Origin of the sequence: Candidatus Hamiltonella defensa 5AT (Acyrthosiphon pisum) (genome assembly GCF_000021705.1) — a bacterium.
Classification (GTDB): domain Bacteria; phylum Pseudomonadota; class Gammaproteobacteria; order Enterobacterales; family Enterobacteriaceae; genus Hamiltonella; species Hamiltonella defendens.
Genome location: NC_012751.1, coordinates 1,758,370 through 1,775,779 on the forward strand (window position 1 = coordinate 1,758,370; position 17,410 = coordinate 1,775,779).

Consider the following 17,410-nt stretch of genomic DNA (forward strand, 5'->3'; position numbering starts at 1 on the left):
TTATATCCTGAATAAAAGTATTTATAATATCAGCCAAAGCTCGCCTAGCAGATCCATTCCCAAATAATTCATCAAATACAAAATCAAAATCAGCAGCATCCCTGAAAAATCAATGCTCCCCATGGCAGGAAGGAAACGCCGAATCGGTGACATCAAAGGCTCAGTCAATTCATAAAGCAAATCATCCATAGGGCTGCTGCCCTGACTTATCCAACTTGTGATGGCTCTGATAATGATGATCCAAAAAACAAGATGTCCGATGGCTTTGAGCAAAGAAACAAAACCAAACAGCAAATTATACTGATTTAACACGATGCCACCCCCTTGAATAAAGAGCAAAAGGGGATATTTGAGTGCCATTAAAAAAAAAGCGATCAATAACGCGGCAGTGTCAATTTTTTTTGCAGAAGGGAGAATACTTTGTATCGGGTTGACAATTGGGTGTGTCATTTTAACGATAAATTGTGAAAATGGATTATAAAAATCACATTTTACCCAGCGCATCCAAATACGTAATAACAGTATCATGACATAAACATCAATGAGGGTTTTAGCAAAAAAAATCAGTGTTAGCATGAGTTACTTTATCCTTAATTATTTTCAAACACTTTTTATGACCACTTTACAAGAATCAGTGTATTATCCACATCCTCTATTTAAAGAGGTTGATTAAAAAATCATACTCTTGGGTAATATATTGAGCAACAGCAAACCGCATGGCACGGTCTTTTGAGCAAATAGCCCATCATAAAGTACTGGAGAGAAATACCCAGGCTCTGTATAATTCCCCGCACAATTTTTGGTCATTTTTTTATCTCGGTACACCTCTCATGCAACGTCTTAAAAAAGAAGCCCTAACATATGATGATGTCCTTCTTGTGCCGGCACACTCCACTGTTTTGCCTCATACTGCAGATTTAAGCACAAGGTTGACTTCCACTATTGATCTCAGTATCCCTTTATTATCATCTGCGATGGATACAGTGACTGAACACGCCTTGGCCATTGCATTAGCCCAGGAAGGAGGAATGGCATTCATTCATAAAAACATGTCGATCGAAAAACAGGCCAACGAAGTACAGAAGGTCAAAAAGTATGAAAGCGGCGTAGTGAATGAGCCTCATACCATTAGACCAACGACCACTTTGCGTGAAGTGAAAGCACTGACTCTTCGTAATGGTTTTGCGGGTTATCCAGTGGTCAATGACCATTATGAATTACTCGGTATTGTGACCGGCCGTGATGTGCGTTTTGTGATTGATCTCGATCAGCCCGTCACTGCAGTGATGACGCCTAAAGAACGCCTGGTGACCGTCAAGGAAGGCGAAGCTCGTGAAATTGTTCTTCAAAAAATGCATGAAAAACGGGTAGAAAAAGTCTTGGTCGTGGACGATACCTTTCATCTCCGTGGCATGATCACGGTTAAAGACTTTAAAAAAGCCCAAAGTAAACCCAATGCTTGCAAAGATTCACTGGGTCGTCTTCGTGTTGGTGCCGCTGTTGGAGCGGCGCCTGATAACAAAAAACGGATTGATGCTTTAGTGAAGGCAGGTATTGATGTGTTACTGATCGATTCTTCTCATGGTCATTCTGAAGGCGTGTTACAGCGCATTCGTGACACACGCAAAAAATATCCTGAACTTCAGATTGTTGGGGGGAATGTGGCGACAGCAGAGGGCGCGCTTGCTTTAGTTGACGCAGGTGTCAATGCAGTTAAAGTCGGGATTGGTCCAGGATCCATTTGCACCACTCGTATTGTAACAGGAGTGGGAGTGCCGCAGATTACCGCTATTTCAGATGCGGTGACAGCCCTCGAAGGCACTGGCATTCCTGTCATTGCAGATGGGGGAATTCGATTTTCCGGCGATATCGCTAAAGCGATTGCCGCGGGGGCTTCTTGTGTCATGGTGGGCTCGATGTTTGCGGGTACTGAAGAATCACCAGGGGAGATTGAACTCTATCAAGGCCGTTCCTTTAAATCTTACCGTGGGATGGGATCACTCGGAGCCATGTCTAAAGGCTCATCTGATCGCTATTTTCAATTAGATAATGCCGCTGATAAATTAGTACCTGAAGGTGTCGAAGGACGGGTTCCCTATAAAGGTTTGTTGAAAGACGTTGTGTATCGTGAAATGGGGGGGTTACGCTCCTGCATGGGATTAACCGGTTGTGCCAGCATTGATGAACTTCGCACTAAACCTGAATTTGTACGTATTACCAGTGCAGGCATGCGAGAAAGTCATGTTCATGATGTGACCATTACCAAAGAATAACAGGCCTGTCTAAAACTAACTGACTGTATCTGTTTTAGACATTTTCTTACACCTCTGAATGCTTAAATTGCCTGTATTTGCGACGACTTTTAACAGGTTTTATTCATGCCAACTCTCACTTATTTTTTTGGAACAAATCCCCCATGATAAAAAATATTGATCGTCATCGTATTTTAATTTTAGATTTTGGCTCGCAATACACTCAACTACTGGCCCGGCGCATCCGTGAAATGGGTGTTTATTCTGAATTATGGCCTTGGGATGTAGCAGCTGAGAGAATTCAAGCATTTCATCCTCAAGGCATTATCCTCTCTGGAGGACCAGAAAGCGCCACTGAAAATGACACTCCTAGAGCACCAGACATCATCTTTACTTTAGGGGTGCCTGTTTTAGGGATCTGTTATGGTATGCAAACTATGGCGATTCAATTAGGCGGAACCGTTTCGAATACACATCAAGGCGAATTTGGTTATGCCCCGCTGGCTCTGAAAAACAAGAATGCCTTAATAGATGGTCTTGAAGATTTTGTGAACGCCAACAACGAACCCTGTTTAAAAGTCTGGATGAGCCATGCGGATAAAGTCACAAAGCTTCCAGAACATTTCACCTGTATAGCCAGCACAGAAACTTGCCCTATTGCGATCATGGCGCATCCCGAAAAACATTTTTATGGTGTTCAGTTTCACCCAGAAGTGACCCATACCCTTCAAGGGCAATCTCTATTAAAACGTTTTGTGCTACAAATTTGCCAATGCGAACCCCTATGGACGCCTCGGAATATTATCGATCAAACGCTTTCAGAGTTAAAAGATCAAATCGGTGACGATCAAGTGATTCTTGGTTTATCTGGCGGGGTGGATTCTGCTGTCACGGCAATACTTTTGCATCGTGCGATTGGAAAAAGTTTAACCTGTGTTTTTGTGGATAATGGTTTATTACGTTTAAATGAATCACAGCAGGTATTAAATATCTTTCAAGATCAATTTGGCCTCAATATCATTCATGTGTCGGCGGCCAATCGTTTTATGAATGCATTAAAGGGTATCCAGGATCCTGAAAAAAAACGTAAAGTCATTGGCCGTGTTTTTGTAGACATTTTTGATGAACAAGCCGCAAAACAAAAGGGGGTGAAATGGTTGGCTCAGGGCACGATTTATACCGATTTGGTTGAATCTGCGGCTTCTGGTACTGCGAAATCACACTTGATCAAATCTCATCATAACGTAGCGGGTTTACCCAAAGAAATGAAACTCGGTTTGATCGAACCACTGAAAGAACTATTTAAAGACGAAGTACGTCAATTGGGCTTAGAACTGGGTCTTCCTAATGCAATGTTACACCGACATCCTTTCCCGGGGCCTGGTTTGGGTGTTCGTGTTTTAGGCGAAGTGAAACAGGAATACTGTGATTTATTACGTCAGGCGGATGCGATTTTTATTCAAGAGCTTCAAAAAGCGGAGCTATATCAAAAAGTCAGCCAGGCTTTTGCGGTTTTTTTACCGATACGCTCTGTTGGCGTCATGGGGGATGGTCGTAAATATGAATGGGTGATTGCGTTACGAGCGATAGAAACCGTAGATTTTATGACAGCACATTGGGCTGAACTTCCTTATGATTTGTTGGGGCGTGTCTCAAACCGAATTATTAATGAGGTTAAAGGCATTTCTCGGGTGGTATATGACATCAGTGGAAAACCCCCTGCCACCATCGAATGGGAGTAAAAATTCTCACGCATACCCGCCCAAACTCGCTGATGGTTTCGCAATGATCAGTTTGGGAGCCTCAACTATCCAGACGGATCGTACAGAACCTATGGCCAATTTGGCTTTATCAAGGTTTATGATGCCTTAGCCTCACTTTTACAAAAATCGGTGGAATAAAAAAAGCATCATAGCGGCAAAAAAACCGGCAATGACGTCATCAAGCATAATGCCAAGGCCGCCTCGTATATGACGATCAATCACACGAATAGGAAAGGGTTTCCAAATATCAAAAAGCCGGAAGAGAAGAAAACCCACCGTGATCCATAACGGAGTGTGCGCCTCTTTCGGTAAGAGGCTGAGTGTGATCCATAAACCCACGAATTCATCCCAAACGATACAACTAGGGTCATCAACGCCCATCTCTTTGGCGGTTCGGCCACACAGATAAATCCCAAAGCCAAAGCTGAGGATGAGACAGATGATATAAAAAGGGTTGGGCAGAGCTATCAATACAAACCAAAATGGGATGGCCGCGAGCGATCCCATGGTTCCTGGGGCAAAAGAAGAAAGACCGCTTCCAAAGCCGGTTGCGAGTAAATGGACAGGATTGCTCATACGCAAATTTTTTTCTTTAAACACGGCTATTCTCTGCGGTAAGTATCAAAATGATCGTAACCTGTGATATTGGAGATCTTCATTGAAACCGGCTCTCCATCACGAAAAAATGTGATTTTTCCAGAAAAGTCCGACACAACTTCACCCACCTTTGTATAAAACACTTCAGGGCCTCTGCATCGCTGAAACAGGTTTTCTAAAATGTGTGAGTATTGAGGTGAGAGAGTAAAACAAAGCTCGTAATCCTCGCCACCACTCAAAGCCCAACGCAGGGCTTGTTCATGATTTGAATATGTTTTTAAAGCAGGCGAATAAGGCAATTGAGATAATTCAATATGAGCCCCGCATTGACTGGCATTTAAAATATGTTGTAAATCAGAGATAAATCCATCTGAGATGTCAATTGCTGAATGGGCTAAACCGTTCAACGCCTTTCCTTGAAATATCCTCGCTTGTGGGCGTAAATGGCGCTTAATCAAAAAACGCTTGTCAGCCTCATCGCTGATAGTCACGGTATTTTTTAAGATGGCTAAACCGGCGGCGCTGTCACCTAAAGTGCCTGTGACATAAATTCCATCGCCTTTTTTTGCTCCGCTGCGGGTTAATCCTCCCTTTTCAATCAATAGGCCCTGAATGGTTAAAGTAAGGCTTAAAGGCCCACGGGTGGTATCTCCGCCAATTAACTGCATGCGATACGCTTCAAGTTGTTCAAAAAGCATATCGCTAAATGTTTGTAACCAGGGTTCGTCGATACGCGGCAAAGTTAACGCCAAAGACAACCAGGCAGGCTCAGCCCCCATGGCCGCCAAATCACTTAAATTGATCATAAAGGCTTTATAAGCCAAATCAGCGGGATCAATATCTGGTAAAAAATGCACCCCGGAAACCAATGTGTCCGTACTGACCGCGATTCGCCTTTTTTTTTCAGTAGAAAGTAAAGCGCAATCATCTCCTATGCCGAGCTCGACATCCTCACGAATAAAACTTTTTCGATTAAAATAGCGAGAAATCAGGTCAAATTCACTGCGAGGCATCTGTACTCCAAAAATTTCAAAAAGATCATCTCTCTTTAAATACAACCTCAACAAACTGATTGATAAGGCCCATTTTGTGATCTAATTTGCATTCTTTTTCGAATAATGGGCGCCGCTTTATCCAGGACACCATTAATAAATTTATGACTGTCGTCAGCACCAAAGGTTTTCCCCAATTCAATCGCCTCATTAATGGTGACTTTATAGGGCACATCATCACGCTTATTCAATTCAAACATCGCCAAGCGCAAAATGGCTTTTTCTATTTGACCTAATTCCTGAAATTGACGAGAAAGATAAGGGGTCATCAAGGTATCCAGAGCTTCCACATCAGAGGCAACACCCAATAATACATGACGAAAATAAGCGATATCTGCTCCTTGCGTTTCTTGATCGGCCAAGAAGGATAACTCAACTTCTGCTATATCATTTTGAGATACTTGCCAGGCATAGAGGGCTTGTACGACACATTCGCGTGCACGGCGACGAGCAGAAGGGTTCACAACGTTCTCCTTTAAATGTTTGTTGAATGATTAAGATTGATGGTTTGAATGAGATTGATCATTTCGAGGGCGGCTATAGCGGCATCTGCGCCTTTATTACCGGCTTTCGTGCCGGCACGTTCAATGGCTTGCTCAATATTCTCTGTTGTCAGCACACCGAAAGCCACAGGGGTATCGGTACTGATTGCAATCTGAGATAAACCGGCGCTGCATTCACCCGCCACATAATTAAAATGAGTGGTACTACCACGGATCACGGTGCCTAATGCCACGACGGCCTGGTAATTTTTTGTTTGTATTAATGTTTTTACGATGAGAGGCAACTCATAAGCGCCAGGAACCCAAACGACGGTGATATTTTCTTCGGGAATCTGCCCGATACGTTGCAAAGCATCGAGTGCTCCGCTGAGCAGGCTATCATTAATAAAACGATTAAAACGCGCGATAGCGATGGCGATTTTGGCATTTGGAGCCACCAAAGTGCCTTTGATGATTTTGATTTTATTCATGAAAATAGACCTTTTTTATTTTAATAGGCACATTATACCTGTGTTTTATATATATATGCACTTAATTCATAGAGCCTCTGATAAATTGATGATGGCCAAACGATTTCAATTGAGTTAAGAATCCGAATGAGTTTACTATGAGTTATTCACTTGATTTTATTGAAAAAAATTCGCCGTATTCGAGAGCACGAAAAACTGATTCTCATAAAGACTGACAAGCGGTTTGAAATAGGGACAGATACTCTGACCTGCTGGTTATGGAAACAAGGGATGAGGCGTTAAAATGACATTACCGGTATCACTGTCTGTAAAATGTGCTCTCTATCCACATGGAATACTTGCTCTGCCTCTGAAAATTCAGGCGTGATTTGCCTCAATTGGCTTAAGATATGATCCCCATTTTTCGTGCTCATATGAGGGAACAAGTGATCTTGAACGAAGTCGGGTTCATGTTTAGCATTGACGCTCACTGTGTGCACACGCCCTCCCTTATCTATGATGGAAAGATGTCTATAGCTTTCCTCTATCATAAAATTCATCAGACGTAGATTGACATGTTCTGCAGGGGCATAGAAATGACTTAAAATCACATCGTCGTCATCTTGTGTGATCCGAATATCCTTCAGTAAAAAAGGCAACAGTATAATATCTTGCTCCGGCGACCCCGTTTTAGGCGCATCATAATTATGAATGCGCACTTCTTCCGTGGGTCGGTCTGTCTTCGATGATGTACACATCTCTGCCTCCTTTGCCTTCCAGGATATCTTCGCCTGTTTTGCTGTGTAAGATGTTGCTGAGCTCATTTCCCTGTAAATCATCATCAAAACCCGTTTCTTGAGCGACCAATCTCAAAAAATCCGGCAATATTTTTTTTTCGCCACTGATATCGATCATCCCTGTTTGTTTCTGCCCGGACATTTTTTGAATGATGAAGGGTTTTTTTAGGCTGTCGGTTTTAGGCAGAGACAATTTTTGATCAAAGTTTGGTGCATATGTTGCCATTAAAATGAGAGTCTCAGGTTCATCTTTATTGGGATCAAATGCGATTTCAGCAGGTAAGCCCGAGAAGATCACGCCATCCTTGGTATAAAAAATATATTGGCTGGTTAACCTTCGTTTTTTTGGCTCAAACGCGGAATAAAGATGAAATAACGTTAAAGTGGTGATACTTTGATTGTCATTGTTTAGTTCAATGAACAGATGCTGCTTGATTCTCTTTATACTGATGATTTGGGTCACGGAATAATCCAAAAAAACATGACTCAATGTGTCTGGATCGTCATCTTCTTCAATGATTAATAACGCCGCCTCGCCGTCGGTATTTTGTAAAACACGATAAGAATCTGTGCCTTTTCCTCCATCTAATTTGCCGGCCTGCGCCACTAAAATATCATTCCCATCGAACCCCATCAATTTATCTTTCCCCCCCTTCCCATTCAGGATATTGGATTGAGCGTTACCCAAAATCACATCGTCCGTTTCTGCGCAGGTCTCTATATGATCGATATTTTTCAATACGGCGATTTTTTGATGTTCATGGGTAAAATAAAAAGCGTTTTCCTGCAGATTGACATAGTATAGCTAAGCGATTTAATTTTAGTTACAATATAAAGAACTAATTAGCATGAGGTCACTATGAGTTATTCAGTGGATTTTCGTCAAAAAGTCCTGAGTATTCGAGAGAAAGAAGGACTGAGCATCAGAGCAACGGCGAAGCGTTTTCACGTAGGTACAGATACTCTCAGGCGTTGGCTCAAGCGAATAGAACCGAAACCCTCGGGTCCGCGTCGAGGCAAGATGGATAAAGAGGCGTTTATCAAAGATGTGGCAGAGTATCCAGATAGCTATCAACGGGAACGGGCGGCCCGTTTCGGGGTGTGCCCCAAAGCCATCTGGCAAGCATTGAAAAGATGGGGTCTGACCTATAAAAAAAACTCTGCGTCATCCCAAGGCAAACGAAGAGGCACGACAGGGGTTCCAGGAAAAAATCGCGGGGTATCAAAAGCAGGGTAAATCTCTGGTTTATCTCGATGAGAGCGGCTTTGCTCACGATATGCCCCGCCTCTACGGATACGCTACACGAGGTCAACGCTGTTTTGGGACTCACGATTGGCAGGCTAAGGGCCGCACTAACGTCATTGGTGCCTTATTAGGGGTCACTCTCATCGCGGTGGGCCTCTTTAACTGCTCCATTAACAGCGATGTTTTTTATGCCTGGGTCACTCAGCTGCTCCTACCCGCTCTTCCTCATCCGTGCGTGATGATGATGGATAACGCTTCTTTCCACAAGCGAAAAGATATTCAACACGCCATTCTCAACGCCGGTCATTCTATTGAATATTTGCCTCCTTATTCGCCCGAGTTCAACCCTATTGAGCACACATGGGCTCAAGCTAAAAGAAAAAGAAGAGAACTTCAATGCGACATCAATACCTTGTTTTCAGAACATATTATGTAACTATTCTTATGTCGTTTAGCTATATCCGCCTTGGGATGGCTTTTTGTTCGCTATCAGAGCATCAGTCCCTTTTACTCCATCGAATACGCTGGGTTGAGAAAGGGCCTTAGTGCCATTAAAAATAAACGTATCTGATTGATGTCCCCCCTTAAAATTTTTGACCCCATCACCGATGTCAAAGACATTACTTTTTTCTGGGTGGCCTGTCACCCCATCGTTTCCGGCTCCTAAAAAAAAATAAATTTTAGCGAGATTTTTAAAATCAGAGGTATCGGATTTTACAACAGAAGCAGAGAGCGATGACGAACTGGAAGGTTCGACCGGTCTTTTTAAAGATAAAATGCTCTCTGAATGTGCATCAGTGTCAAGGGATATCTGATCATCAGTCGGTAAAAGTCCTTCGATATCGTAAAATTTGTACTCACTGTCTTCTAAACGCAGATCAGCATAGACAGCTCGATGCCCCAATTTTTGGGTTTGATAGTCTGATAATATGGTTTGAGCCTGTGAGGGCAGTATTTTATCTTTAATGCTGTCGATGAATAAATATTGATTCAGGGGTATGGATGGGCTGCTCAACATAGTCCATTTTTTCCCCGTTAACTTTTGATAGGGATGTTCACTTAACATGATTTCTCCCATGCTGTAATACACCGCCTCTATTTGCTTATCTGAATCCAGTAATGCTTGAAAATTTTTTTTGAATTGGTCATGAACATTTTTTTTAGCTTGTTCTTTTGCCTGTCCTTTCGTAACCTGATTAGTGACCTCGACGTCAATGTCTGCGCCCCAAAAACTCAACCAACCCGTCCGTAATTTTTGTAACCCCGTCAAGTTGGTGTAGCGCTCGATTTGTTGAATTTGACGAACTGAGAGATACATTCCCCCGACGACAGCCGTCAAAACGCCTAAGGCGATACCGACCGCGCCACTCACTAACGCCATTTTTCCAGCTAAGGCGAGTAATGCCAGACCGCTGGCGATAGTGATCGAAGCACTTAAAGAAGAAACGGCGAGACTGACCTGTAAATCTTGTCGAACATCCGGATCAGTGACCGTTTTCAGCTCAGTGCCTGCTTTGTGGGCTTGATAAATATCGAAAGCGGCACCCAGCATATTTAAGCAGGCGCCTCCATATCGAACCAGATTCATTCCAGCTGCATACTGAAAACGCTGCATTCTAGATGCAAGCACTCGAAAAGACTGAGAAGAGAATTTTTCAATCAGGTGATGCCCCAGTTTTTTCGAACTTAATTCTAAACATACACTCCCCACATCGTACACAATGCTCGCTATGGCCAGTTGAGCTTCCAGCTCCAATACGTGTTTTTGAGAGTGATTGAGTTGTTCGGAAGAACGACGACTCCAGTAATGAGACAAAAGTGTTAAAGATCGGATCCAGGAGATCCCTTTATTGACCTGACCCAACATACCGACTGTACGAAATAGCTTTGAAAACTCAAGGCTGTTCTTGTTTGTCTGCGTTTTAACCGGCTTAAGGGGCGATAAAAACATGGACTCTCTATCCTCTTTGCTGATAAATTGCTTCAATTTTTTAACAGAAGGAGATGTCAAAATCTGAGCAAAATTTAACTGATAAACATCCAGTAAAAAAGCACCATTTCTTGCAGAGAAGCTCCTTAAACACGCAAAATAGTCATTTAACATCGATTTAAGAATGTGACTTGTGTTTTGAGCATGATCATCAGTGAAAACGATTTCGCCAAAATTCGCATCATAGAGATACCAGTGGGTTTTTTGATCTGTGCCCTGACGTTTGGCTATCGTTAAAATATGTTCTCCCATGTGAAGCTGATAATACCCTGCCGTTTCATTAGCCAGTGTGTTAAAAAATTCAGCGGGTTTCTGCAACCCTTTTTTAATAAAGGCCCCCCTTTCTTCCAGCTCATGGATCAGACGCCCAAAAGTATTGATATCTTGATCAGTGCTATCAAAAAATATTTTTTGGGCGTGGATTTCAGCATGAGTTTGAAATGCCTTCAGTAATTTTACGCGTAAATCTTTATCGCCCAGTCTGAGCATGCTTAAATAAGCTAAACTCACTTTTTGCGCTTTTTGTTGTGCCACATCACTGCCGTCACCCATATAAATCCCTTGCATAACCGGATAAATTGCAGGATGACTCGCTATCCTGGGAGTGTAGATTTTTATCAGGCTGTTCCAATGCATCATATTGTCGAAGACAAAATTTTGCCACTCAGAGAGGCGTTTTAAGGCAGTTTGGCCTGTTAAGCCTCTGAATTGACCATGAGTGTCACTCAATTCCATTAAACATTGAATTTGACCGATAAACTGAGAATAAAACAGGGGGTGCGACACTGTCTGGTTTAATCTTTTCCAGTCGAGTCTTCTTGAGGGAATGTGAAAAAACTCCGTTAATAGTTTGAGATCATGAGGACCAAATGAGATGTGATTGTTAGAGGCAATACCATTGATCAAGATCCAAATTCGCTGTAATTTTTCAGTTAAAAAAGAACCAGAAAAACTGATATTTTTTTGATCAGGGGTCATCTCTACGAGATCTATCGGTCTATTTTGATTGATTTTTGGGGTGATATTACTTTGAGCACTTTTATCTGAATCCGCTTCCCGACGTATTTTGATGATCTTTAATTCAATGTCTAATTCTTGAGTCATCTCTCGAGCAGCTTCACGTAATAATGTGAAACTCCTGGACCCCTCTTTATTTTTAGGGTCATCAGAATCTATAAAAAACAGGCCGGTGATTTTAATGTTTTTTGTCACAGGATAATGGGGATAAATATTGACATCCGGTCGTCCCGTGACAAGCACGGTATTTCGCGTGAGGGTTTGATGAATAATATCGTCAGGCGTACTGACTCGTTGTGGATAGGAAAATAATTGATTCGATAATAAACCATGACGGACCAATGCAGAGAGGGACCTGTTCTTTGTGTGCGATAATCGGTCTTCAATGGCATTAATCATCTGATTGGTTTTTTGTAGCCCCTTTTTTTTGATGAAACGAATTCGTGCGCCTGATGATTGAAACATACTTTCTAAATTTGGCTTAAAAATGCTTTCATGAGGGGCCGCGGCCAAAATATTTTGTTCGGGGACCTCCAATATCACGCCTAACTTATGATCTCCAAGGGTCTGATTTGAAAGAATACTGGCTGAAATGAAATCAGATTGGCTGAGTTTTTCTTTAATATTTTTTGAAAAAACGCCTTTTCGATCCATTAAATCTCTGATTGAAGAAGGATAAATGAGATACTTAAACTGCTTATTTTGTATTTTAGGATCGGTAAAATGCCGGGGAGCCCAGGCATCTAATACGGGAGATAGCAACCGAAAAGCACTGCTGTGCTTTTTATATATCAGTGCGCCAGTTTTGTCCCAGCCTAGCAGTAAGGTATCCCCTGCCGTCTGAGCCCTATTAACTAATTGCGTTTCACGGGTAAATTTTTTACCAAAACCGTCATGAGGAACAGACACTAATCCTTTTCTGGCCGATATGTCTGCCTGAATGCCCCTACTTTTCATCGCATGAGCAAATTGAGTGGCAAAATTTTTGCCGTTGTGATCGATCAGCCGACATCCGACTAAACTGATTCGGTTTGGCGTACTGTCGATAGTATATTTTTTACTAAAATGTTGGTTAAACTTGATTAAAAGTGTAGCTAAATCATCCGGTTTAATGCCAGAAATGGCCCGAATAGCATCCAATTTTCCATCTGCATAAACTTCACTGCCGTGTCCTACGACTTGCCAGCGCAATTTTCCTTGAAGCGTTTTGGGAGAGCCCGATAACACGCGATAATGATTTTGTTGATCGAGTTGAACCAAGACTGAGCCTGGGTGTTTTCCCGCCAGTCTCAAGGCCGCATTGAGCACAGTCGGATTGTTTTCCAGCTGAATAATCACTTGCCCCACATACCGAGTCGAACCGCCATCAGACCTTGTTATGACAGATTGAACCTCCCATTGATCAACAGGTACAAAACCCGTAGGCGTTCGTTTAATACGGTGAGTATGAGCATCGGATCGAAGTTCAGAAATCAAAAAAGAGGGGGATTGTTCTTGGGTCATGGTGATTTTTCATCCTTAAAAAATAGAAAAGTCCTGAGGGGGGGCATTTTTATATTGTATGAATATGTGCGACGTGAAAGTTGCACCACAGAAGTCCCTTGAAAAAGGGTAAGGTTGATCCGAAACCTTATTGCCACTTACTCGGTGCAAGAGGAGTAATTCTCTTGTGCTAAGCGAGAATGAAAGCCTAACTAAAGTATTAAGCTGAATAAGAAATAGGGGCAAGGCAAAACTGAAATGGGTTGAATAAAGTGAATCTCCGTTATTAAAATGTCGTAAGCAAGTAAAACACGAAATCAGATGTGACGTGTTATGGGGAAGTTTAACGACAGTTAGAAACGGGTAAAGAAGAGTGTTCGTTCTTTACGACGGATCCCGTTCCCCGGCATAGAGGAGGCAGCCCACTCAATGTATCTTCATGGTGTGAAACACGGTAACCCCATTAATCTTTTAGTGTTGATGTAAATACTAAGAGACAGTGGGCATAAGACGTTCCAAAAAGCGAAGGCAATCAGCCGAAAGGCAACTGGAAATCATAACAGGATTGATAGAGGTAATTACTTTACTCTGAAAAGAGGCTGACGTGGAACGGGTGACTTACCCATATAATCCTTTACCAAGGTTATGAATTGATTTAGAAGAGTTAGATGCCTATGGCAAACGTAATAAATCAAAACTATGAACAACAACTGGAATGGCATGCTATTAACTGGCGTGTTGTGACAGCCATGATTAATAATCTAAGGCAAAGAATATATAGGGCTTCAGCAACAGGTGACTTAAAGAAAGTCAGAAATCTGCAAAAACTCATGATGAAATCAAGAGCTAACCATCTTCTGGCTATCAGGAAAGTCACTCAGGTCAATCGGGGAAAACACACGGCTGGAGTAGATAATCAGGTAATTAATGACCATAAAGGACGAGAACATCTTTATAAGTTATTAAGCCAAACAACTTCAGAAAAGGTTTATCCAGTAAAACGAGTTTACATAGCAAAAAAGAATGGAAAAAAACGCCCTCTTGGGATCCCAACCATTCTCGACCGCTGTAGACAAGCGATAGTTAAATCGGCGCTGGAACCTTATTGGGAAGCAAAATTTGAACCAGTCAGCTACGGATTTAGACCGGGGCGAAGTGCCCATGACGCAATACAAAAAATTTTCTGTATTGCCAGAGCACGAGGGACACGGCACTGGGTACTAGATGCAGATATTAAAGGCGCATTTGACAACATTGACCATAATTTTCTCATAAAAAAAATCGGGGGATTCCCCGAAAGAAACATGATTAAACAATGGTTACAAGCCGGTGTGCTGGAACATGGCAACTATATACCCAATGTTGCAGGTACTCCGCAAGGCGGGATTATCAGTCCACTACTGGCCAATATTGCACTCCACGGAATGGAGACCTTACTGGGTATTCAATACTGGAAAAACGGCACGCCAAAACAAGGGCAACCTTATGCAGTAGTTCGTTATGCGGATGATTTTGTCGTATTCGGTAAATCCCGTGAAGAGTGCGAAACTGCCAAAATAAAGTTGCAAATTTGGTTAGCTCAGAGAGGGTTAGCTCTTTCTGAAGAAAAAACCAGTATCAAACACTTGAAGGAAGGATTCGACTTCCTGGGATTTAATATACGACATTATGACAATCGCCACAGAAAACGGGGATATATATTGTTAACGAAGCCCTCAAAGGAGTCGATGAAAAGGTACAAACAGCAAATGAGAATGACCTGGAAAGGTATTATCGGTATGCCGACACAAGAAGGAATAAGACAACTGAATGCCAAGATAATAGGATGGTGTAATTACTATCGTATTGGTGCTTCAAAAAGAACATTCAGTGCATTAGACCAATGGATGTGGATCCGCCAACGTAGATATTTGTATCGACGTCATCCCAATAAACACTGGTGGTGGCGAAGAAAACACTACTTAGGCAAGATACCAGGTAGAGAAGACTATTCAGTATTTATGGATAAATCAACCGGTGGATTTCTTTGGAAGCATGCATGGACAAAAATACAGCGTCATTGGCTAGTTCCAAAAAATGCTTCCCCCGACAATCCGGAATTGCGTGACTATTGGCGTAATAGGCAGGCACGTAAACAGCCTTTTATTTACGGTGTCAAAGTTAACCTCTATAAGCGACAGAAAGGTTATTGTCCTCTCTGTGATCAAGAGTTGGACAATGGTGAACAATTGCATGTTCATCATATTCAGCCTAAAGCTGAAGGGGGTGACAACAAGCTGGCTAATCTAAGATTGTTACATGCTAATTGCCACAGACAATTACATAGCAAAAAAAGGAAAAATGTTGAAGTGAGTAAGTTGCGTGAGCCGTATGCGGGGTAACTCGCACGTACGGTTCTTGAGGGAGTGGGCACTTGCGGCCTGCTTACCTAATCAATCACTACAATATTCAGAAAACGATTTACGACTGATTTTTATCAAATTTTCACGGCTAATTTTTTCATCATTATTTTTATCAGATTTTTCAAAAATATCATTTACCATATCAATTATCTGATTTTTATCTAAATACTGACTACAGTCCTCCTTCTAATATTTTTGTGAATTCTTTTTAACCACCACATATGAAATGCTGATAAGCGTGCTGTGTCGCTATTCTGCCGCGAGGTGTGCGCTGAATAAACCCTTGCTGGATTAAATAAGGCTCTAGGACATCTTCAATGGTCTCGCGTTCTTCACCAATGGCCGCAGCCAAATTATCTAATCCGACCGGTCCTCCCTGAAATTTTTCAATAATCGCCAACAGTAATTTACTGTCCATATAATCTAATCCTTCTTTGTCAACATTCAACATCTCTAAGGCTTTGATCGCAATCTCAGTGTTAATTTTGCCTTCGCCTTTCACTTCAGCAAAATCCCGCACCCGTCTTAAAAGGCGATTAATAATTCGAGGAGTGCCTCTTGAACGTAGTGCCAATTGATGAGCGCCATTTTTAGTGAGGGGTAATTGCAAACAGCGTGCACTCCGAGAGACGATATGTTCTAAATCTGGGACAGAATAAAATTCCAGGCGTTGTACAATGCCAAATCGATCTCTCAAGGGAGAGGTCAAAGATCCCGCGCGTGTGGTGGCGCCAATCAATGTGAAGGGGGGTAAATCCAGTTTAATAGAACGCGCGCCGGGGCCTTCTCCTATCATGATGTCAAGTTGGTAATCTTCCATCGCCGGGTACAAAATTTCTTCCACTACAGGAGATAAACGATGAATTTCATCGATAAAGAGCGCATCTCTGGGTTCAAGATGCGTTAATAATGCCGCCAAATCTCCCGCTTTTTCTAAAACAGGCCCAGAGGTGGTGCGCAAATTCACTCCCATTTCATGGGCCACAATATTGGCCAGTGTCGTTTTACCCAACCCTGGAGGGCCAAAGATGAGTAAGTGATCTAATGCATCCCCACGTTGTTTTGCTGCCTGAATGAATATTTGCATTTGATCACGAACATGGGATTGCCCTACGTATTCATCGAGCCGTTTTGGGCGAATAGCGCGATCTACCAAAGCTTCATTTTCATTTAAAACATCGGTTGAAACCAACCTGTCTATTTCAATCATGGGGCGCCTTTTTTGCCTTTAAGCAAGAAAATATTATAAGGTGGAGCGTAAAGCATGCTTTATTAAAGCTTGGGAATCTAAATCTGGCTGAGCGATATTTTTGATCAATTGAGCCGCTTCCTGCGGTTTATAACCTAGTGAGATCAACGCCGATATGGCTTCTGCTTCGGCCGATTTTGCTGAAAGATCAGTAGAAACTGATGACAACATATGATCGGCTGTGCTTTTAAATAAATTTTTATTTAAATTTTTGATACGATCTTTCATTTCCACCAGCAATCGCTCTGCCGTTTTTTTTCCAACTCCAGGTAATTTGATTAAATTTGAAATATCTTCTTTTTCCAGCGCACAGATAAACTCTTCTGAAGACATGCCAGATAAAATCGCCAACCCAAGTTTTGGCCCAACACCATTCACTTTAATCAGTTCACTGAACATCGCCCGCTCTTTAGGATGATGAAACCCATATAATAATTGCGCATCCTCTCGCACCACAAAATGCGTAAAAATAATCGCTTCTTGCCCCAATTCTGGAAGCTGATAAAAACAGGTCATAGGAAGTTGGATGTCATATCCCATTCCTTGAATATCTAACAATATCCAGGGCGGCTGTTTTTCCAAAATAATGCCTTTCATTCTGCTTATCACTG

General features: G+C 42.1%; 15 protein-coding genes. 5 read left to right on the forward strand and 10 right to left on the reverse strand.

Translation table 11 applies throughout. The features are described 5' to 3' along the window. Positions 1–21: 21 nt before the first annotated feature. The gene (locus HDEF_RS08650; protein ID WP_015874274.1) at positions 22–576 is read right to left on the reverse strand and encodes a YggT family protein; all 555 of its coding nucleotides are present in this window, start codon (positions 574–576) and stop codon (positions 22–24) included. Between the two features lie 254 nt (positions 577–830). Here HDEF_RS08650 and guaB point away from each other — a divergent pair, with 254 nt between their 5' ends. Next, positions 831–2,273 (forward strand): IMP dehydrogenase, encoded by a 1,443-nt coding sequence (gene guaB / locus HDEF_RS08655; RefSeq protein ID WP_015874275.1) that lies wholly within the window; start codon positions 831–833, stop codon positions 2,271–2,273. Positions 2,274–2,416: 143 nt separating this feature from the next. Then, positions 2,417–3,994, forward strand: a complete 1,578-nt coding sequence (guaA, locus tag HDEF_RS08660; RefSeq protein ID WP_015874276.1) for a glutamine-hydrolyzing GMP synthase — start codon at positions 2,417–2,419, stop codon at positions 3,992–3,994. A gap of 138 nt (positions 3,995–4,132) precedes the next feature. On the opposite strand, the gene HDEF_RS08665 is transcribed toward guaA, so the two are convergent. The 6 genes from HDEF_RS08665 to HDEF_RS13375 form a co-directional block, all read right to left on the reverse strand. After that, positions 4,133–4,591: a phosphatidylglycerophosphatase A family protein gene (locus tag HDEF_RS08665; RefSeq protein ID WP_171770482.1), complete on the reverse strand. Its 459-nt coding sequence runs from the start codon at positions 4,589–4,591 to the stop codon at positions 4,133–4,135. A 26-nt stretch (positions 4,592–4,617) separates the two neighbouring features. Continuing rightward, the gene (gene thiL, locus HDEF_RS08670; RefSeq protein WP_015874278.1) at positions 4,618–5,625 is read right to left on the reverse strand and encodes a thiamine-phosphate kinase; all 1,008 of its coding nucleotides are present in this window, start codon (positions 5,623–5,625) and stop codon (positions 4,618–4,620) included. A 47-nt stretch (positions 5,626–5,672) separates the two neighbouring features. After that, positions 5,673–6,128, reverse strand: coding sequence for a transcription antitermination factor NusB (nusB, locus tag HDEF_RS08675; protein WP_015874279.1), 456 nt, complete (start codon positions 6,126–6,128; stop codon positions 5,673–5,675). A gap of 11 nt (positions 6,129–6,139) precedes the next feature. Next, positions 6,140–6,628, reverse strand: coding sequence for a 6,7-dimethyl-8-ribityllumazine synthase (ribH, locus tag HDEF_RS08680; protein WP_044612574.1), 489 nt, complete (start codon positions 6,626–6,628; stop codon positions 6,140–6,142). A 287-nt stretch (positions 6,629–6,915) separates the two neighbouring features. Further along, on the reverse strand, positions 6,916–7,374 hold the full coding sequence (locus HDEF_RS13370; RefSeq protein WP_234809390.1) for a hypothetical protein: 459 nt from the start codon (positions 7,372–7,374) through the stop codon (positions 6,916–6,918). Further along, positions 7,322–8,152 (reverse strand): hypothetical protein, encoded by an 831-nt coding sequence (locus HDEF_RS13375; protein WP_015874283.1) that lies wholly within the window; start codon positions 8,150–8,152, stop codon positions 7,322–7,324. The genes HDEF_RS13370 and HDEF_RS13375 overlap by 53 nt, the downstream gene beginning before the upstream one ends. 120 nt (positions 8,153–8,272) lie before the next feature. On the opposite strand from HDEF_RS13375, the gene HDEF_RS08695 reads away from it, so the two are divergent. Together HDEF_RS08695 and HDEF_RS08700 are read left to right on the forward strand one after the other, a co-directional pair. Then, positions 8,273–8,650: an IS630 transposase-related protein gene (locus HDEF_RS08695; RefSeq protein ID WP_012737971.1), complete on the forward strand. Its 378-nt coding sequence runs from the start codon at positions 8,273–8,275 to the stop codon at positions 8,648–8,650. Then, positions 8,574–9,095, forward strand: a complete 522-nt coding sequence (locus HDEF_RS08700; RefSeq protein WP_302476659.1) for an IS630 family transposase — start codon at positions 8,574–8,576, stop codon at positions 9,093–9,095. The genes HDEF_RS08695 and HDEF_RS08700 overlap by 77 nt, the downstream gene beginning before the upstream one ends. Positions 9,096–9,110: 15 nt before the next feature. Here HDEF_RS08700 and HDEF_RS08705 read toward each other — a convergent pair whose 3' ends face one another. Further along, positions 9,111–13,169 (reverse strand): C80 family cysteine peptidase, encoded by a 4,059-nt coding sequence (locus HDEF_RS08705; RefSeq protein WP_015874284.1) that lies wholly within the window; start codon positions 13,167–13,169, stop codon positions 9,111–9,113. A gap of 647 nt (positions 13,170–13,816) precedes the next feature. Between HDEF_RS08705 and ltrA the strand changes: the two genes are divergently transcribed. Next, positions 13,817–15,529, forward strand: coding sequence for a group II intron reverse transcriptase/maturase (gene ltrA / locus HDEF_RS08710; RefSeq protein ID WP_015873676.1), 1,713 nt, complete (start codon positions 13,817–13,819; stop codon positions 15,527–15,529). Positions 15,530–15,758: 229 nt separating this feature from the next. On the opposite strand, the gene ruvB is transcribed toward ltrA, so the two are convergent. After that, positions 15,759–16,760: a Holliday junction branch migration DNA helicase RuvB gene (gene ruvB / locus HDEF_RS08715; protein ID WP_015874286.1), complete on the reverse strand. Its 1,002-nt coding sequence runs from the start codon at positions 16,758–16,760 to the stop codon at positions 15,759–15,761. A 33-nt stretch (positions 16,761–16,793) separates the two neighbouring features. Then, positions 16,794–17,408 (reverse strand): Holliday junction branch migration protein RuvA, encoded by a 615-nt coding sequence (gene ruvA / locus HDEF_RS08720; RefSeq protein WP_015874287.1) that lies wholly within the window; start codon positions 17,406–17,408, stop codon positions 16,794–16,796. Positions 17,409–17,410: the final 2 nt, after the last annotated feature.